This is a genomic window from Armatimonas sp. (assembly GCF_964826245.1).
Window position 1 is genome coordinate 1 of the sequence record NZ_CBAYMC010000061.1, and the last position, 19192, is coordinate 19192.

13 protein-coding genes and 1 pseudogene are annotated in these 19192 nt (G+C 58.3%); 6 read left to right on the plus strand and 8 right to left on the minus strand.

Going from position 1 to position 19192, the window contains the following annotated elements; all coding sequences use genetic code 11:
• Window positions 1–285: 285 nt before the first annotated feature.
• Entirely contained in the window at window positions 286–579 is a 294-nt protein-coding gene (locus AC1XOS_RS08040) for a 4a-hydroxytetrahydrobiopterin dehydratase (RefSeq protein WP_481961697.1), read from the minus strand.
• Between the two features lie 160 nt (window positions 580–739).
• Here AC1XOS_RS08040 and AC1XOS_RS08045 point away from each other — a divergent pair, with 160 nt between their 5' ends.
• The gene (locus tag AC1XOS_RS08045) at window positions 740–1753 is read left to right on the plus strand and encodes a HEAT repeat domain-containing protein (RefSeq protein WP_481961698.1); all 1014 of its coding nucleotides are present in this window, start codon (window positions 740–742) and stop codon (window positions 1751–1753) included.
• Window positions 1754–1837: 84 nt separating this feature from the next.
• Here AC1XOS_RS08045 and AC1XOS_RS08050 read toward each other — a convergent pair whose 3' ends face one another.
• From AC1XOS_RS08050 to AC1XOS_RS08065, 4 genes are read right to left on the minus strand one after another with little or no spacing between them, the layout of a single operon-like run.
• Window positions 1838–2830 carry a Gfo/Idh/MocA family protein gene (locus tag AC1XOS_RS08050; protein WP_481961699.1) on the minus strand — a complete coding sequence of 331 codons (993 nt, stop codon included), beginning with the start codon at window positions 2828–2830 and terminating at the stop codon, window positions 1838–1840.
• Between the two features lie 13 nt (window positions 2831–2843).
• On the minus strand, window positions 2844–3254 hold the full coding sequence (locus AC1XOS_RS08055; protein ID WP_481961700.1) for a hypothetical protein: 411 nt from the start codon (window positions 3252–3254) through the stop codon (window positions 2844–2846).
• Between the two features lie 12 nt (window positions 3255–3266).
• Window positions 3267–4238, minus strand: a complete 972-nt coding sequence (locus AC1XOS_RS08060; RefSeq protein ID WP_481961701.1) for a Gfo/Idh/MocA family protein — start codon at window positions 4236–4238, stop codon at window positions 3267–3269.
• 31 nt (window positions 4239–4269) lie between these two features.
• Window positions 4270–4665, minus strand: a complete 396-nt coding sequence (locus AC1XOS_RS08065; protein ID WP_481961702.1) for a GNAT family N-acetyltransferase — start codon at window positions 4663–4665, stop codon at window positions 4270–4272.
• A 147-nt stretch (window positions 4666–4812) separates the two neighbouring features.
• On the opposite strand from AC1XOS_RS08065, the gene AC1XOS_RS08070 reads away from it, so the two are divergent.
• The 3 genes from AC1XOS_RS08070 to AC1XOS_RS08080 are packed head-to-tail and all read left to right on the plus strand — an operon-like array spanning window position 4813 to window position 8546.
• A complete protein-coding gene (locus AC1XOS_RS08070) occupies window positions 4813–5358 on the plus strand; it encodes an RNA 2'-phosphotransferase (RefSeq protein WP_481961703.1) in 546 nt (181 codons plus the stop codon).
• A 36-nt stretch (window positions 5359–5394) separates the two neighbouring features.
• Window positions 5395–7305: a DUF6785 family protein gene (locus AC1XOS_RS08075; protein ID WP_481961704.1), complete on the plus strand. Its 1911-nt coding sequence runs from the start codon at window positions 5395–5397 to the stop codon at window positions 7303–7305.
• Window positions 7306–7325: 20 nt separating this feature from the next.
• Window positions 7326–8546, plus strand: coding sequence for a TlpA family protein disulfide reductase (locus AC1XOS_RS08080; protein WP_481961705.1), 1221 nt, complete (start codon window positions 7326–7328; stop codon window positions 8544–8546).
• A 3-nt stretch (window positions 8547–8549) separates the two neighbouring features.
• On the opposite strand, the gene AC1XOS_RS08085 is transcribed toward AC1XOS_RS08080, so the two are convergent.
• From AC1XOS_RS08085 to AC1XOS_RS08095, 3 genes are read right to left on the minus strand one after another with little or no spacing between them, the layout of a single operon-like run.
• Complete coding sequence (locus tag AC1XOS_RS08085; protein WP_481961706.1) at window positions 8550–10745, minus strand: glycosyl hydrolase; 2196 nt, start codon at window positions 10743–10745, stop codon at window positions 8550–8552.
• Window positions 10746–10765: 20 nt separating this feature from the next.
• The gene (locus AC1XOS_RS08090; protein WP_481961707.1) at window positions 10766–13447 is read right to left on the minus strand and encodes a hypothetical protein; all 2682 of its coding nucleotides are present in this window, start codon (window positions 13445–13447) and stop codon (window positions 10766–10768) included.
• Complete coding sequence (locus tag AC1XOS_RS08095; protein WP_481961708.1) at window positions 13444–16176, minus strand: hypothetical protein; 2733 nt, start codon at window positions 16174–16176, stop codon at window positions 13444–13446. The genes AC1XOS_RS08090 and AC1XOS_RS08095 overlap by 4 nt, the downstream gene beginning before the upstream one ends.
• Window positions 16177–16251: 75 nt before the next feature.
• On the opposite strand from AC1XOS_RS08095, the gene AC1XOS_RS08100 reads away from it, so the two are divergent.
• Together AC1XOS_RS08100 and AC1XOS_RS08105 are read left to right on the plus strand one after the other, a co-directional pair.
• A complete protein-coding gene (locus tag AC1XOS_RS08100; protein ID WP_481961709.1) occupies window positions 16252–17814 on the plus strand; it encodes an NTP transferase domain-containing protein in 1563 nt (520 codons plus the stop codon).
• Between the two features lie 19 nt (window positions 17815–17833).
• Window positions 17834–19192, plus strand: a pseudogene (locus AC1XOS_RS08105) (hypothetical protein); the annotation flags it as partial.

A 19192-nucleotide genomic window follows, 5' to 3' on the forward strand; every position in this document is an offset into this window, starting at 1 on the left:
ACGGCTTTCTTAAAGAGCACGCCATAGACGGGGGCCAAGACCAAAAACTCCGTGCCATCGCTCTTTCTCAGGCGCAGGAGCGGCTCGTTTAGCGCAACAAACTGCCCAATGGCGCGCTCCCAACCCGCGACGGTGGCGACGCCCTCATGCTCCGCGATGACCGTAAACTTCACGCGGGTATTGTACGCCGTCGAATGAATTCGCGGCTAGTGAAGAGAAGTCCGCCTCCGCGGACTGTAGATTCAGCAGTCGGCGAAGGCCGACTTGTTTTGTATAGCCGGGATTTCAATCCACGGTGACCAAGGTATCGGCCTGCGCGGCCAGCGCAAAGTCTTTCTCCGTCAGCCCGCCCGAGTCGTGGGTCGTGAGTGCGAGAGTCACTTTGTTGTAGCGGATGTCAATATCCGGGTGGTGATCCGCCGCCTCAGCCGCATCGGCCACGGCATTGACAAAGCGCAGCGCCGCCTCAAAGTCGGCAAAGACAAACGTGCGGGAGATCATCGCATCTTTCAGGCTCCAGCCCACACGGAGCGCCAGCGCCGCTTGCACTGCGGCATCGGTTAGTTTTGGGTCTCGCATAAAGGTAGTGTACCTCCCCCGGCCTCGCACGGCTTGTCCACTTCTCCGACCCGGGGGGCTTTGGGTGGCTTGTTCCTCGTTCACCCTACCAAGGGGGCTAATTAGAAAACGCCTGTAAAATGAAACATCAATATCAGGTCTAAGAAGCGAAGGCACTCATATGGAAGAAATTGATCGTCAAATAGAATGTCTCAAAAGTGCTGATTGGAGCACTCGTAAAGATGCAGCTATATCGCTTTACAGGCTAGGAGATTCGTCAGCTATTCCAGCTCTCATTCTTGCAGTCAGTGATACCAATCATCTCGTCCGGGAAAATGCAGTTAAAGCTCTGTGCAAGTTTGGCGATACCTCGGCAGTTCCTGCCCTCATTCAAGTACTTAGTAAACCAAGAGGGAGCTTTATCTTCGGGGCAGCTCAGAGCGATGTAGCCCATGCTCTTGGCAGGATTGGAGATATCTCAGCAGTGCCAGTTCTCATTGAAGCACTCAATCGCACTCTCGTTGAGAGGAGCGCAGCAGAGGCCTTAGGACAGATTGGAGATCCCTCAGCGGTACCTGCTCTTATTCGATCACTCAATAGCATTTCCGCCGGGCATAGTGCAGCCCACGCTCTTGGCAGGATAGGAGATGTGTCAGCAGTACCTGCTCTTACAAAAGAACTTAATTTACGCTTTTCCTCGATCGGAAGTAGTGCAGCGCAAGCATTGGGACAAATCGGAGACGCTTCGGCAGTACCTTTTCTCATTAAAGCGCTCAAAAGAAATGACTCACAAATCAGGCGAGAATCAGCAAAAGCATTGGGACAAATCAGTGATGCTTCGGCAGGGCCAGCTCTCATTCAAGCACTAAAAGACACACATTCAGAAGTTCGGTGCCATGCGGCCTATAGTTTAACACAATGTATAGCTAGACATCCTTCTTTACATTGGCGTGACGCTATTCCAGTGCTTAGGAAACGAAGGCGTAACTTAGCAGATATCGAGAACTGGAGATTTTATCAACAGACCTTAGAGACGATAGAGAAAGCAACAGCAAGTTTGAAAGACCTTCCCATCGCTGATACCGCACAAGTTGCCTCCACCCAAAACCTGCCCATTCCTGTGGAAGTGCTCCTCAATACCGACGCGCCACCTGCTCGAAAAAGGCTGGTTCAGAAGATTTTTCGCCGCTCGTAGTCCCGCACTGCCCCCCTTCGCAGCGAGGAACGAGCGATTGCCGGAGGGGGTGGCGAGCCTAAGCGAGCCGGGGGAGGGGAAAAGCTATCTTCGCACCACCCGCTCCGGCTGGTTGCTGACGACACTTTTATACGCCGCTTCGACCACTTCCACGGCGCGGAGGCCGTCGATGCCCGACGCGAGCATTTTGTGCGACGCTTCATCGCCGAGGCAGGCTTTGACAAACGCGGTGACGAGCCCGGCGTCTATGTTGCTGCCCCAGTTCTGGTAGCTCACTTTATTGGTCTTATCCGAATACAGCACCGATTCTTGGGCGAACATGTCCATCTCAATCACGCCCTTGGTGCCGATCACGCTCATCGTGACATTGCCCCAGGTGGGAAAAGACTTCGGGCGGGACCACGAGGCATCGAGGCTAGCATAGATGCCATTCTCGAAAGTAATGGTCGAGATTCCCGCGTCGTCGTAGTCCGAGTGGGCGAAGCCATTGCTGGCCTCGCAGTAAACTTCTTTGGCTTCGTCGCCCAGCAGGGCGCGCAAGAGATCGGTCACGTGAACCGTGTGGTCCATGACCGCGCCGCCACCGGAGAGCTTGGTGTCGATAAACCAGCCGCCGGGGCACATTCCCTGGTTGGTGCACCGCGCTGCTAAAATCTCGCCGAGGTCGCCGCTCTCGACCGCACTCTTGAGCTGCCAGAACGCCGGGGAGAAGCGACAGGGAAAGGCGGTGTAGAGCTTCACGTTGTTTTTCGCACAGGCATCTACCATGGCCTTGGCATCGTCGGCGTTGGGCGCGAGGGGCTTCTCAGAGATGACGTGCTTGCCTGCCGCCGCCGCCGCCTCGGTGAGGGCGTGGTGCTTGCTATTTTCCGAGCAGATCACCACGGCGTCCGACGCGTCCAGTAGCCCGTCGAGCGTCTCGTAGGCACGAATAGAGAAACCCGCCGCTCGCTCGTCTTTGCGGGCCGTGTCGTCGTCCCAGAGTCCGACAATCTGCGCCTCGGTCGAGCCACGCAGGCCCGCCACGTAGGCTCCGGCGTGCATGTGCGCCGTCGAGAGAATTCCAATTTTAAGCATGATTAATTTATACTCACTTCGAGAGCTGTAGCCCCGTCCGAACCTCGAGCGAGATCACGGCATCCTGGAGCTTGACGCCCTGGAGCTGGAGCGTGTGGACGAGAACCTTGCTCCCATCCGAGCTGAAGCGCACTCCCTGAGCACTGGGAACGTCTTGGACGGCCACTAGTCTCTGGTCGGCAAAATCACGTAGGCGCACCTGGTGTCCGACTAGCTCCACTTGATAGATGCTGCCAGGAGCGAGTGCGATCTTCCCGAAGCTTGCGAGGTCGGGCGCGGTTTCCAGACGTGCCTGAGGAAGCGCAGTGGGTGCACGCAGGGCTTGGACAAGCCCGACGGCAGCAAACACGCCAGAGACGACGAAGAGTGCGGCGGTTTTTTGCTGGCGGCGGCGAGTGTAGGGGTTGGGTGAGAACGAGAACATAGTCATAGCTCCTTAGAGTGCGATAGCGCGGCCTGTCTTCAACGATTCTCGGGCGGCAGCAGCCACGGCAACCGCGCTCCGGCCTTCTTCTGCCGTCACGGCAAGCGGCCCGCCGCTGAGAATCGCGTGGGCAAAGGCGGCGATTTGCTTGTCGTAGGGATCGTCGGAGGGGATCAGGGGGCGGCCACTACCGGTGCGTGTCTCGGTGTGAAAGCTCAGCGAGACCTCTTTGCGGGAGTCATGAGCGAGTAGCCCGGCATCGCCTGCGATCTCAAAGGTCGCGCCGCCGCCTTTTGGGTCGGCCCAGGTCACTTCTGTATGACTAATAGCTCCGCTGGCGTGCCGCAGGGTGATCAGCGCATGATCCAGCCGCTCAAAGCCGCGCTCCGTGAGGCCCTTGGCGTAGACCCGCTCGACGGGGCCAAAGGTCCAGAGCAGCCAGTCAAGATCATGAACGGCGAGGTCAAAGAGAATTCCCCCAGACTGGGCCTCATCGCCAAACCAGCTCGACCAGCCCGGAAAGCCACCCCCGCGCCGGGTGCGCACCACGGCGGGCTTGCCAACTCCGCCACTCTGAACGAGGCTATGGGCATTGGCGAACTCGGGGAAGAAGCGCACCACCTGCGCCACTGAGAGCCGTCGCCCGGCGATCCGCGCCGCCTCGATCATCGCGTCGCAGTCCGCCACGGAGAGTGCCATCGGTTTCTCACAGAGCACGTGGCAGCCCATCTGAAGCGCCTCCTCGCTCACGCTGCGGTGTAGGGCACTCGGTAGACAGACACTCACCGCCTCGATACCCGAGCTGAGAAGCGCCTCGACAGAGCCAAACGCCTGCGCCCCGTATTTCTCTGCCAGTGCCTCGGCCTTGGGAAGATCCACATCCGCAACCGCGACCAGCTCGAATCCCTCGGCCTTCATCCAGCCCCGCGCATGGGTCGCGCCCATCCCGCCTGCTCCAATCACTCCTGCCTTGAGTTTAGTCATAGATTGATTATCGCCCACCACAACAAACTAGTCAACGGCTAACGATGTTTTTCATAAAATAGAGCACCAGGCTATCGTCGTTGAGGGCACTCTCGCCATGGGCCAACACTTTCCCGTCGTAGGTCAGACCGCGCCCGTCGGGGACATAGCCGCGCTTGACATAGAGCCGCTGCGCCGCGCCATAGTCCGCCGTCATCCCGACTCCGATTCCCGCAACCGGTGAGCGCTGGGCAATAAGCCTCTCGGCTTCGTCCATCAGTGCCGTGCCAAAGCCACGCTTGCGCCACTCGGGCAGCACATTAAAATCCGCGATCTCGGGGATACTCTCGGCGGCAAAGGGCGTATAGTGCGCGTGCCAGACAACCGTCACATAGCCCACAAAGACACCCAAAATGTCCGCAGACACTAGTTTTTCAAGAGTGAGCATGAGATTATTGTATAGCAAGCAAGCCCAGAGATTTATCCTACGGCCTATGGCTCCATTGTACTTTATTGAAATTTGTGATAAATTAACACGAACATAAATTCAAGAATACACCATGAGGCACCGCGTTGCCTCCGTTAGGACAATAAAATGAACGACGAACAGCTCGTCAAGGTCAGCAAGTACCTCTCTAAACACTTGCGTCATCAGCCCCAGAGCCTTGGCCTCACGCTTCAGCCTGGCGGCTGGGTCGGTGTGGAGGAGCTCTTGGCCGCGTGTGCGAAGAGTCGCTTCTTTATCTCCCGTGCCCAGCTCGATGCTGTTGTGGCAGGCAATGACAAGCAGCGCTTTAGCTTTGATGAGAGCGGTGAGCGGATTCGCGCCAACCAGGGGCACTCCGTTGAGGTAGACCTTGCGCTGGTTGCTCAGGTACCACCCGGGACTCTCTACCACGGCACCGGCGTAGGCAGTGTCGAAGCGATCCGCCGCGAGGGCTTGCTCAAGCTACGGCGGCACCATGTCCACCTCTCACCTGATATTGAGACCGCCCGTAAAGTCGGAGCGCGACACGGCAAGCCCCATCTCTTTGTGGTGGACACGCAGGCCATGCATGCCGCAGGGCATCTTTTCTACTGCTCGGATAACGGCGTCTGGCTGACGGATCACGTCCCGCCAGAGTTTCTCCACGATGCCTGAGCAGGGAAGTGAGGGGGGGGCGTCGAATCTGCTGGCATGCGTCTTCGAGGACGGTTTTTCTTTGCGGCAGCACTGTTGATCCCCGCCAATGCCATCTGGATTATCCAGTCGGAGGTGATGCGCTACGCCGGGCACCCGACCACGATCTCGTTGTTCTACAACACGATCTTCTGGCTCTGCGTCCTGCTCGCCTTCAATGGGCTCATTGGGCGCGTCTTGCCCAAAGCCGTTTTTTCGCGGCTGGAGCTGCTGACCCTCTACGGGATGCTCAATATCTGCACCGGAATCGCGGGCCACGATAGTATCGAGGTGCTCCTGCCCATTCTGGCCTACCCGGTCTACCGTGCCAATGCCACCAACAACTGGGAACAAGATCTTATTCCCAAGCTCCCCAAACACTTAGTTGTCACGGATAAAGAAGCGCTCAAGCCGTACTTTGAGGGGCACTCGACGCTCTACGAAGCCAGTCATATCCAGGCGTGGCTGGTGCCGACACTCTGCTGGTGCGGTTTTCTCACCACGATGATCGTGCTTTTTATGTTTCTCAATGTCTTGCTGCGCCGCCGCTGGACCGAGAGTGAGAAGCTGGCTTTTCCGCTGATCCAGCTGCCTTTAGAACTGACAGCTCCTGGCGCGCCGCTGCTCAAGAACAAAGTGCTGTGGGCAGGCGTGGCGATTGCGGTGCTTCTCCAGCTCTGGAACGGTGCGGCAGTCCTCAATCCTCAGGTGCCGCTGATCCAGCTCAAGTACGTGGACCAAGGCCCGACAAACTTCCCCACACGCCCGTGGAGCGCTATCGGCTGGCTCCCGATGGGGTTTTATCCGTTTGGCATCGCGCTGGGCGTGCTTCTGCCCGTAGATCTGATTTTCTCGTCGTGGTTCTTCTTTCTGTTCTATAAGTTTCAGCTCGTGGTTTCCGCATGGATGGCATGGGACCAGGAGCCCAACTTCCCCTACACCGATGCGCAGGCACTGGGAGCCTATCTGGGGATTGGGGTGGGGGCAATATGGGCGGCGCGACGGCACTTTTCCTGGCTGGCGCGGGTCTTTTTCCGCGAAGAAGTCGAAGCTCCCGACCCCAACGACCCTATCTCCCAGCGTAGCGCCGTCTGGGGCGTGCTGGTGTGCTTGACGCTTCTGGTGACTTTTTTCCGGTTCTCCGGGCTCTCGTTTCTGGTGATCGGGGCGGGGCTGGTGATCTATCTGGGGATTGCCATTGCCATCACCCGTATGCGCGCTGAGCTTGGGCCACCTGTTCATGACCTGCACCACGCGGGCGCGGACACGATGCTCCCCAAGATCTTCGGCCCCACGGCGTTCTCCCGCGACGAGCACATTGGCCTGAGCTTCTGGTGGGGTTTTAACCGCGCCTACCGTGGCCACACCATGCCCATCGGGATCGAGTCGCTCAAGATGGCAGAGCAGGCGAAAGTGGGAACCCGCTGGCCATTCTTTGCGCTGATCGCCGCCGCCGTTCTGGGGCCACTCTGCGCGTTCTGGGCGCTGCTGCATCTCTCCTACTCCTACGGTGCTGCAGGAGCCGTGGCGCCGCCTAATGTGATGGAGATCTTTGGCCGCGAGGCATGGAACCGCTACAACAACTGGACAGGTATCCCGGAGCCGCCGCACTACCGCGAGGGAGCTGCCGTGCTGGCCGGGATGGGCTTTACGCTCTTACTGAACATGATCCGAGGCCGCTGGATCGGGTTCCCGTTTCACCCGGTCGGCTACGCCATCGCCTCAAGCTGGGGAATGAGCGTCCTGTGGGTTCCCATGCTCATCGCCTGGGTCATCAAGATCGTGATCCTGCGCTATGGCGGCCTGGCAACCTACCGCAAGTGCGTCCCGTTTTTCTTAGGCGTGATTCTGGGAGAGTGCCTCATGGGCGGCTTCTGGAACCTCACCGGAATCGTCCGCGAAGTGCCGACCTACGCCTTCTGGCCCTGACCTCAAAGCACAATAAAGACATGCTCTCTCCTCAAACCCCAGCACAAGCTCCTGTTGCTCTCGTAAGACTTGCCTATGACCCGAGCTTTAAAGTGGGCTATCGTCCGGGCGCACTCGTGCTTAAGCCGGAGAAGCCTGCCACGCTCAAGAAAGAGCCTGCCGTCGCCGGAAAGCGCCTCTATGGCACGCTCACTGTCGGCACCGGCCCCAAGGCAGCGCATCTGATTGCCCTCGATGAGCCTGAAAACCAGCCCTGGCGGCTCTATATAGACAGCAATGCCAATGGGGATCTGACCGATGATGGCGGGAATGCGTGGACGGAGCAAAAAGAGATTGATGAGCTCCGTACCCAGACGAAGAGAAAGTACGCGACGGCAACCAATATCACGGTCCGGGCCTCCTACGGCACGGCAGAGAAGGAGACTAGCACCGCGCCTTTTGCCCTGACCTTCTACCGCTATGAGGGCAACCCTGTTCTTCAGTTCTACCATAGCGGAGCGCAAATCGGAGAGCTGAGCCTCAATGGTCAAGCCTATACGCTCGCCATCACGGAAGACAGCCAGCGGGGGGTCTTTGATAGAGCGTTCGAGCGCCGCGAGCCCAGTGTCACTCTCTATCTCAACGGCGATACGAAAACCCGTATTGAGCTTCGCGCCCCCTTTGAGCTGGGGGGAAAAGTCTATGAGGCGAAGCTAACTCCTGATGGAAAGAGCCTGGCACTCTTTAACAGCGACAAGCCCGCCTACAAGCCTCCCGTCGTGACGCCCCGTGTACGGCCCGCCCTGCTCACCGAGGGAGCAGACGCGCCAGACTTTACCGTGCAGACCTGGGATGGTAAGCTTCTGAAGCTCTCTGACTTCCGTGGCAAAGTGGTTATCCTAGATTTCTGGGCGACGTGGTGTGGTCCCTGCATGATGGCGATGCCTCACCTCGAAGAAGTCTGGAAGAAGTTCAAAACCCGCGACGATGTCACGGTGCTGGCGGTCTGTGTCTGGGACAAGAAAGAGGCCTACCAGAAGTGGGTGCCGGGCAATCGCTCGAAGTACACCCTGCCCTTTGTCTTCGATCCCGCGGGTGAGGAAACGGAGAAGTCCATTGCCTCCACGCTTTATAAAGTCAGTGGTATCCCCACTACCTACATTATTGGCAAAGACGGCAAGGTGGTCCGTGCCTACAGCGGCTTCAGCGAGAAAGATACCCGGATTGAGGAAGCACTCACCAAGGCAGGAGTCGGGCACTAAGCCTTACTTCACACTGAGCCCTGCCTTGCGCACGACGATCACCGTGCCATCGGAGAACGTGACTTTACGCGGCTGGGGCGTAGCGCTGTAGACGATATACGTGCGCTTGGTGCCTTTCTTCAGCACGGCATAGAGCGCTGTGTCCGCAGAAACTGTGGTGTCTACCTGTCCCGTTTTGTTGAGAAAATGGACCCAGTGGTAGAAATTCGCCCGCGAGTTGCCCTGCTCGATCTCTTGAGTCTCAAACTCGCAGTTTGCCAGCGCTGTGGACGCATCCGCGAGGGCTTGGTACATCAGGATGACATCGCCCCAGCCGCCCCAGTTTTTCCCCGTGCGCGGCGGCTTGCTCGGATCAAACTTCGGGTCTTTCTTATCGTGGGCGATGCGCTCGGTGGCAAGGCTGGCGAGGTTCTTAGGGATATAGCTGGGATGCGTTCCTAGGTAGAGTGAGCCGCTCTGGACGGGCAGCAAGTTGATGCCGTGCATGTGGATTGGGTCGCCGGAGAACCAGGTCGCAAAGACGGCTTTTGCACCCCAGACCATCGAGGCCAGCGAGCGCGTGAAGGCTTGCGGATAGAGCTTGTTGACATCAAACCAGTAGTTGTCAATGGCGTCTTTTTCGGTGACGTAGAGATAGATTCCCGTGTCGCGCAGCTTCTTATCGCCCGTGAGTTCTCCCCAGAGGATCATGCCCGTCCAGGCGTTCATCGCCTCCGACGACGACTCATTGTTGTTCCCATCGGCAAAGTCGCCTTTTCCATCGGCCCAGGTGTGGCCCTCGTAGATATCGAAGTTGCGCAGAAACGGAAAGAGGGGATCGTCGCGGTCGGGGTTGGCGCAGTCGCGGATCAGTAAGTTCACCATCCCGCCCCATTTACTTTGCGCGGCCCACTGCGGCTCCTGACGCGCCAGCTCAGCGGCGGCGCGGATGAAGTAGCCGTAGTGAAAATGATGGTCGTTGAGGGCCTCGTCGCTGCCGTACGACGCCGGGTAGCCAATGAGCGTCCCCCAGGGCTTGTTGTAGTAAAAAAGCCCTTTTATCTTGCCGGGCTTGGCGGTGAAGTAGTCTTCGAGCAGCGCTTTGAGCCGCGCCTTAAACTGCTGGTTGGCGGCTTGATTGCCCGTAGCATCCGAGAGAGCGGCGAGGGTGGCGAGCTTCCCGAGGGATTTTCCCGTCCAGTAGGTATCTACCAGCTCCGGTTTGAAGCTCGCCGCGTCGGCGTCCAGATATTTTTTTAGTGTGGCTTTATCGTAGCTGCCCAGATCGGGCAGAAGCGGCAGGACTCCCTGAAACGGCGTGACCGTCGTAAAGCCCGTCCCGGCGGCGAGCTTCATCACGCCCCGTATGGTCTGATAAGTGTGGTTTAAGAGCTTGTCGGTGCTGCGCTGGTACTGGTGCGGATAGAGCCCATAGAGCGTCCCCGGCGTGCTGCCCTCGTAGTTTTTTGTCGTAAACGCATACTTCGTCGTGACTTTACTACTTTTTTCGTCGTAGCTCCAGCTCACTTTGGAGTTGGTGATATGATTGTGCGCATATCTTGCAAAGAGCGCTATTGTCTCAGGTTTACTATCAGGAAGTAGTGCCACAGAGAAATAGCTCTTGCCGCCACTCTTACAGACGAGCCGATTGGTGCCGATGCCGTCCCATATGCAGCCCGACGGCCCAAAGAGAGCGTAGCTGCGGCCTTGGACACTTATGCCCAGCACAGGGCTTTTGGCCTCACCAGCAAAGATTTTCGGGGCGCTCCCAAAACTAAACGTCGCATCGCCACCGTCATTAATTTTGCCGTAGACAAACGGGGAGCCGTGGCCAAATGTCAGGGAGAGCTTTCCGCCAAACGCCGCCGTCACAAACCAGTCGCTCCAGTCTTCCACGCGAGTGTCGGGGAAGCTTGCCTGCGCCGAGTGCCCGATGATGAGGTCATTGGGCTCTCCCATGACCGCCGTAAACACGCCCTCGGGATTGGCCGTGTAGCCGATTCCTGGGTAGTAGATTCGCAGACCCTTCGCGTGCGCTTGTACCCCGAGCGGATGCGGGAACATCTGGTTGGAGAATTGTAGGAACGCAAGTGAGCTCCACCAGTCATTGGTGGGCATGGGACGTCTTACGCTTGGGGTAATAAAGGGAGCAGTGGCGGGCTCTTTCGCACCAGCAGGAAGTGTGGTGGTATAGCTCCCCGCTCCAAGAATAACTTGCATAAGATCAGTATCCAGGCTTTTTAGGCTCGCGTCAACGGGCGTGACAGATAGAGGCACAGGCCCAGTGCAAGAATCAGGAGCACACCACCCACTGCGAGCCCCTTGCCCCAAGCAGGCTCGTAGCGCAGCGTCAGCGCTTTCGCGCCTTCTGGAACCACCACGCGCACCCGATCCCAGGCATCTTTCTCACTTGCAACCGGCTTGCCGTCCACAAAAGCATGGAGCCGCTCGCGGGCGAGAAAATTGACGATCACGGGCCCAGTGACCGTGCCTCTCAGTCCGACTTGGACTCCCTCACCTGTGAGGATCAGCGGGAGGGCTTGCTGTGGTGTTCTCTCGGAAAAAGCCAGTGCATCGCTTCCATCTAGCTCCCGAAGCTGCGTGTGCTGCGTGGTCTGGCACAGTGTTGTGCTCTCGATAAGCGCCTTATCCAGGGCATAGATTCCCTTGATCTCGTCGCGCCCTTCGGTCAGGAAGGCCCAGCGAACCCCGTAGCGACGGAGCGCGGTCAGCGGCTCGACAGCAGGGATCGGGTCGAAGTCTTGACGTGCACGCTTGAGAGTGGCGCTGGCGTAGAGACGATCCGTCAGGCGCAGGTTCAGTGGGGACTTCGCCACCAGAGGGTCGTAGCCTTCTAGCATAGGGACTCCATAAAGAGTTGCAAAGTTCTGGCTCAAGCCCGCAATCAGCCCTGGATCTTTCCACTGCGGGAGCCACGGAGCCAACGCAATCCCACGAGAGGGCGGCTGCCCCGTATTGAGCACCAGCGCCCTCGTATCCGATGCCAGTGCGGGATACGGCTTTTCAGGAAGCTCCATCATCGGCTGTGAGATTGCAGCATTGTAGAGAAGTAGGAGCGGAACAGCCACGAGAATCCCGCGCTCGATGCCAGGCTTTCTTGCTATCCGTAGCCAGCGCTCTACGAGGAGTCCTCCACCAAGCGCAAAGAGAAGCGCGACAAAGGGCAGAAACTTCCACCAGTGCTGAAATTTATTGAGCCCCGGAAGAGGCGCCAGAAGCTGTGCCAGCCCTCCCTCCTCACCTAGGCTCAGCACCAGCGCCAGTGCCCCACAGAACAACCAGGCATTCGTTTCTACCATGCGACGGCTCCAGCGCAGAAAAGGCAGACTCACTAGGGCGAGCAGGCCAGCTCCCAAAAAAAGAGGGCTACAGAAATAGAGAGGGCCAAAGTCATAGAGATGCTTCCAGACAGCCAACGTCCCCGGCTCGATTGTTGGATGGGGCGCGGTCGCGAGCGGTGCGGGGAGTAGCATGGCAAGGAGGCCACGGAGCACTCCCAACTTGATGCTTCCCTCGCGATCTGTGGGAGCAATCTCAGCCGCTTGGGGAAGCAAGAGAGGTGCCGCAAGTGCAAGGCCAACCAAGAGTGCCACAAGCGCCCAGAGGAGCTGATTGCGTGAGAGCTTACCTGTCAGTAACCAGAGCATGAGGAGTGCCGCCCCTAAGAGAAGCGTGTAGGTCCACATCTGTGCATTGCCCGCGTGAAAGTACAGCCCAATCACGATCCCTGTCCGTGCCGCCCAGCCCCAGGTAAGTACGCGTTTTTGGGTCAGCTCGATTAGGTGGAGAAAGAGAAGAGGTGTCCAGAGCGCGGCGGGAGCCATGTAGAACCAGCAGCGTGTGTAGACACAGAAGTAGCCACAGAGCACAAAGCTCAGCGCCACACACATCGCCAGAGACGCGCGTAGCCCGATCCGTCGTGCCAGAGCAAAAGTGGCGAAGTAGCCCAGCACCAAGTGCATCACCACAAAGATATCTAGTGTGAGGTAAGGATCACGAAAGAGCCAGCGAGCAGCGGCGTAGCAGAGATAGGTCGGAGGGTAGGTAAGCGCATAGGTTCCCACTGTAGCCGTCGGGCTTCCGAGGAGCTGGTAGGGATTGTAGGTAGGAAAGACACCCTGGTCAAAGAGACTCTGGGCACCTTGCAAGATCACGGGAAAGAACTGCGTGAGGTTGTCGTCGTGGACAAACCCATAGCGTCTTCCCTGCACCAGCACGATGAGCCCCAGGAGCAAGAGCACCAGCCCTGCTAGGGCGTGGCGGCGCTCGATAGTACGCGACTGTGATAAGGGCGCACGTGGGTGAAGGCAGACACGCAGTACCTGAAGGGGACGCTTGAGGCGAGGCATGAGCCGCTCACTCAGCCACACACAGACAAGCCCAAAAACAAAAAGCCCCACTGCCTGCCCCAAAATTTCCAGGAAAGGAGTGAGCTCTGGGCCATTGAGTAACCCCCAGGAGCCCCGTAGCTCGGGCGGCGAGTCGAAGCCCACCAGAGGCGAGGGGTGATTGTCGGGCTTGGGAACGGGCTTCCAGCTAGCGAGAACCGTCGCAAGCTCGCCCTCTCGTAGGAGCTTTCCCTCACACTCCAAGCGAAACGCAAGCGGCTTCTGACGGAGCTCCGGCGGCAGGTAGAGTCGCACGGTCTGAGCCCCGTATGCAAAGCCCAGTTTCCACTCGGAGACGCCTACTTGGTGGGTTAGGGGGCGAGATTTAGCACGTGACGAGAGGGCAAAGACCTGAACCGAGTCACACTCTTGCGGCGAAAGCTTCGTGAGTTTCAGCGTGAGAGGAAGAGTCCCCGCCGCATCATCTACCGCCACCTGCACGCGAATCGCGGCGAAGACAAGTATAAAGCCAAAGAGTAAGAGGATTTTCTGGCGTAGAGAGCGGAGTTTCACCTCCGTATTTTTGGCAATAAAGTCACTTCGCTGGAGCCTGAGGATAGTGTGGTCGCGTGACGTAGCATCCCTCCGAAAAGGCTGGCAAGAAGTAACAGTCCCCCCGCGAGTCCTAGTCCTTTGCTCCAAGTCGGCTCGTAGCGCAGCATCAGCTCTTTTGCGCCCAAAGGAACTGCCACGACCACCCGATCCCAGGCATCTTTGGTGATGGCAATGGGCCTGCCGTCTACAAATGCATGCAGGCGCTCCCGGGCGAGCAAGTTCACCACAACAGGGCCCTGAGTGGCACCACCGAGCGTGACCGTCCCGCCGTTGGCGTTTAGTGCGAGTGGGAGGCTCTTGGACGGATCGCTCTCAACAAAGGCGAGGGGATCACCTCCTCCCAACTCATAGACTTGCAGCCCTAGGCGCGTGTATCGAAGCGTCACTTGGCCGCTTAGCGCCTCAAGGAGCCTGAGCTGATCTAGGGACTGAACGCCATCGGTGACACAGATCCAGCGCACCCCATAGCGTCTGAGTGACTCTAGCGCCTCGGTAGGAAGACCCGGCTGGAAACTTGCGGAGCCTCGGGTAAGAGAGTGACTTGGCTTGTAGCGCCTCTCTAGCGCCTGGTTGAGCGACGAAGCCTCGACCAGTGGATCGTAGCCGTTGAGCATGGGGAGCTCGTAGACCGTGGCGAAGTTCTGCGCCATGCTGAAGACAAAGCCTGCATGATCGCGCTTCCAAGGCGAGATGGTCAGTCCCCGCTGAAGACGTTCGTCAGGGTTGAAAAAGAGTGTCTTGAGCTCGGCAGGAAGTGCGGGATAAGGCTTGTCCGCCAGCGACATGACGGTCTTGCTGATCCAGGCGTTGTAGGCCAGCAGCAGCGGAATCAAGACAACAAGTGTGCGCTCCGCCTTGAGATTTTTCGTGCTCTGCAGCCAGCGCTCTATGATTAAGCCGCCTCCCAGAGCCGAGAAAAGTGCCACAAAGGGCAGAAACTTCCACCAGTGCTGAAACTTATTAAAGACCGGCAGGTGCGCCAGAAGCGCAGCCAAGCCGCCGTCTGCCCCAAGGCTCAGCCAGAGAGCTAGCCCCGCACAGAGCAACCAAGCATTGGCTCCTACAAGCCGCCGTCCCCAGCGTAGCACAAGAAGCGAGGTCAATGCCACTAGTCCTAAAGCGAGAAAAACGGGGCCACAGAAGTAGAGTGGTGCAAAGTGGTAGAGATGTGCCCAGAGGTTCTGGACACCAGGATGAATCCCGGGATGCCAGGCATCCACAAGCGGTGCAGGCAGTAGCAGTGCCAGAAAGCCCTTGAGGACTCCCTGCTTAAAGTCCGCGCTACGCTCAATTCCTGTCACTTCTGCCGACTGTGCCACCAAGAGCGGAGCCGCAATCGCCAGCCCGAGCAGCAGCGCCGGAAGCAGCCAGAGCAGACGGCCTTTGGAGAGCCTTCCGCCGTAGTGCCAGAAGCCCACCAGCGCCGCTCCCAAGAGAAGTGTATAGCTCCACATCTGGGCATTGCCCGCATGGAAGTAGACTCCAATCACCAACCCGGTCTCCAGTACCCAGCGCCCACCCACCTGCACAGCGCTTAAGAGCCGAGTGAGGGAGAGCAGCAGCAGTGGTGTCCAGAGCGCAACGGGGGCCATGTAGAACCAGCCACGCGTGTAGACACAGAAGTAGCCACAGAGCACAAAGCTCAGCGCCACACACATCGCCAGAGACGCGCGTAGCCCGATCCGTCGTACCAGAGCAAAAGTGGCGAAGTAGCCCAGCACGAGGTGTACTATTGCAAAGATATCCAGTGTGAGGTAGGGATCACGGAGAAGATGGGCGGCCATAAAGTACGAAAGATAAGTCAGAGGGTAGGAGAGCGCGTAGGTTCCCACACTCGCTGTCGGGCTTCCCATGAGCGAGTAGGGATTGTAGGTGGGAAAGACCCCCAGCTCTAGACTACGACAGCCCTGCAAGATTGTCGGGAAGAACTGCGTGATGTTGTCGTCATGGACAAACCCGTAGCGCTGGCCGTGGGTTAGTAGCACCAGACTCAGCGTGAGAGTCAGAAGTCCCGCCAGAAGATAGCCGCGCTCCATGGTTTTTGGCTGGACAAGCGGCACACGCTCACTCAGGCAGAGCCGCAGCCACTGCGCGAGCTTTGCACGAGGGCGAGCTCTCCGGAGCGAGAGATAGAGCACAGGAACCCCAATACAGGCCAGCGTGATGGCTTGCGCAAAGAGCTCCAGAAACGGGGCCTCAATGGGGCCGTTGATAATCTTGCCGAGAAAAGGCAGGTGGGCAGCACTCAGATTGGGTGGTGAGTCCAGTGCGACAAGGCCGCTTGGAGCAGGGGCGGCTTTCCAGGTTTCGAGCATGGTCGCTGTGTCTGTTTTGAAGATCTGAGTTTCGCCGATGGTGAGTGTTACCGGAAGCTTTCGCTGAAGAAGCTCTTGAGGAGCGTAGACACGCACACACTGTGCCCAGAACAGGAACTCCAGCTCCCAGACACTTGTGCCTGGCTTGTGGCTCAGTGGCAGCATGATGTCTTTGGGAGAGACCGCTACTGCTTGCACCGTATGGGCATCTGTCTCTGAAAGACCCTCAAAGGTCACCGAGATCGGTAGGCCCCCCTCGCAGTTGTTGGCGATCTTCTCCAGCCGGATTCCAGCAAAGGCTAGCATAAATAGAAGAACAAAAGCAATGACATGCTGTTTCTTGCGAGGACGTAGCCCAAAGAGATGCTCCATACCCCGTATTTTTGGCAGGAAAGTTCTGTGACTATAGCCTGAGGATAATACGAGCGAACAACCGATAAAAAGCTAATGCAAATCGTGATTCCTCTCTCAGGTCAGGGCAGTCGCTTCCAGCGCGCGGGTTATTCACAGCTCAAGCCTCTCATTGAGGTGGATGGCATGCCCATGATCGAGCATGTCGTGCGGATGTTTCCGGGCGAGACAGACTTTCTCTTTATCTGCGGCCAAGACGCTTTAGAGACGATCCCCGAGCTGCGCCCGACACTGGAGCGCCTCGCGCCGCAGGGCAAGATCATCGGGATCGCGCCGCACAAGCGCGGGCCGGTCTGGGCGGCGCTGCAAGCCTCGGAGTGGATTAAAGACGACCAGCCCGTGGTGCTGAACTACACGGATTTTTGCGTGGGCTGGGACTACGCAGACTTTAAAGCCACGATGGAGCGCGAGAGGCCCGCCGGCTGCGTCACAGCGTACCGCGGCTTTCATCCTCACTCGCTCGGACCGAATCTCTACGCCTACCTGCGCCACGACGAAGAGAGCCTGGCAATGCTGGAGATTCAAGAGAAGCACTGCTTCACGGACAATCGCATGCAGGAGTTTGCCTCATCGGGGACGTACTACTTCCGCTCTGGTGAATTGCTCAAAACCACCTTTAACGAGGCCGTCGAGCGCGATCTCTCCACCAACGGTGAGTTTTATGCCAGCATGCCCTTTAACTTGCTCATCGAGAAAAATGAGCCCGTGCGTGTCTATGAGCTAGAGCACTTTCTCCAGTGGGGCACGCCAGAAGATCTTGAAGAGTATCTCACCTGGTCGCGCTACTTTAGCCACTACGCCGAGAAAGATGGCTGGGCTCCTGAGCTGCCCGCGATGCCTGGTACGAACTTAATCCCCATGGCGGGAGCCGGGATGCGTTTTGTGCAAGAGGGCTACAAAGTCGCCAAGCCGCTCGTGCCTGTGGATGGCACGCCCATGATCGCCCGTGCCCTGCGCTCACTGCCCGCTGCCAAGAACTGGATCACCGCCTGCCGCACGGAGCACCTCACCAGCCCTTGCCTGACCGAGTACATGAGCCAAGACGGGCGCAATCTCACGCTACTGCCCGTCGAGAAGCTCACCGAGGGCCAGGCATGTACGTGTCTTCTGGCGCGTGACCAGATAGACCCCGAAGCGCCTCTGCTCATCGCTCCCTGCGATGCTGCGTTTGTCTACGATGCCTTGCACTACGAGCTGCTAACCCAAAGTGCGAGCGGCCCGGACTGCCTGATCTGGACCTTCCAGAACCACCCGCACGCCAATCGTAATCCAAAACAGTACGGCTGGGTGGATTTGGATGAGAAAAACAACGCCAAGACGGTTCTGTGCAAGCAGGCCCCGAGTGGCGACATTCGACAAGCGCATGGCGTGATTGGGGCGTTCTGGTTTAAGAAGGCCAAGTACTTCTTCGCCGCCGCCGATGCGCTGATCGCGAAAAATCTCAGAGTGAATAATGAGTTCTATGTGGACTCCAGCATCAACTTGCTTCTAGAGCAGGGCCGGAGTGCCCAAGTGTTCCCTGTGGAGCACTACCTCTGCTTCGGTGTCCCCGACGATGTGAGAACCTATGACTACTGGGCGGACTACTTCGCTGCGTAGCCGCCTGTTCTGGGGTGTTTTGGCTTTTAAGCTCCTGCTGGGGACGTTTTTCGCGTCGCACTACCTGCGGGGGCTGTTCATTCCGTTTGTCAACTACTACGTCCTCTCGGGCTTTCAGGACCCCTACCAGCACTTTGTGGCGCAGGGCCGCATGGATCTCTTTCCCTACAACCCCCTGATGCTCTACGCTCTGGCGATTCCGCGTCAGCTCTTTTCCGCACTGCTCCCCGGCGGTGTGGAGACCGTCAGCTTCGGGCACTTATTGGTCTTCCGGCTCCCGCTGCTTCTCTCAGATCTCGCCATTCTCAGTGTCCTGCTCTCCTGGTTTCCGCGCGAGAAGTCGCGCGTGCTGTGGCTCTACTGGTGCAACCCGCTGGTGGTCTACATCTGCTACTGGCACGGGCAGCTCGATATTATCCCGACGGCGCTCTTTCTCTGCGCTCTGGCGAGCCTGCGCCAAGAGCACTACCGAGGGGCCGCGCTTTGGTTTGGTGTTGCGCTGGCGACCAAGGCGCACCTGCTGGCCGCCGCGCCCTTTTTCTTTATCTATATCGCGCAGAAAAAGGGCTGGCAGAGCACGACGCGCTACGCCATCATTGCACTTGCCTCTCTCGTGATCTTCCTCTTTCCCTTTGCACAGCACCCTGGCTTTCGGCAGATGGTCTTTGGCACGGAAGAGAGCCGCCGCCTGCTTGCCTTGCAGCTTCCCGTGGGAGGAAATGGGAGCCAGGGTGTGCTGATCACGCCGCTGGTGATCCTCTTGCTCTGCGTGCGCTTTTTCTGCTACCCCAAGCGCAACTGGGACTTGCTGCTGGTCTATCTAAGCTTGGTTTTTGCGACCCTGGTGCTGCTGGTGCCGCCGCGCCCGGCCTATATCCTCTGGAGCCTGCCGTTTCTCATCACGGTGCTGTGCCGCCAGCCGCGCAAGTACGGGCTTCCCTACGCGCTGCTGATCGTCGGGTACTTCCTCAACTTCTTGCTTGGGCCACAGTCGGATGTATTAGAGAGCCTAGCTCTGGTGGCCCCAAGGCTTGCCGCGCAGCAGCAGAGCTTTCTTGCCCCTCTGCTCCATAGCTCGCTCTGGCCCAGTCTCTCGTTCACGGTTTTTGAGGCAGGGCTGGCGGGCGTGATGCTCTCGAACTACCTGTTTGGCCTGCGGAGCAATCAGATCTACCAGGAGCGCAGCCGTCCGGTACTCATCGGCCTTGCGGGCGATAGTGGCTCGGGCAAGGACACACTCACATTTGGGATTGAGAAGCTTCTCGGGGCGGAGCAGCTGGAAGTGATCGCGGGTGACGACTACCACAAGTGGCCACGGGGCCATGAGTCGTGGAAGACCTACTCACACTTAGACGTCCGTGCGAACAATCTTCACCAG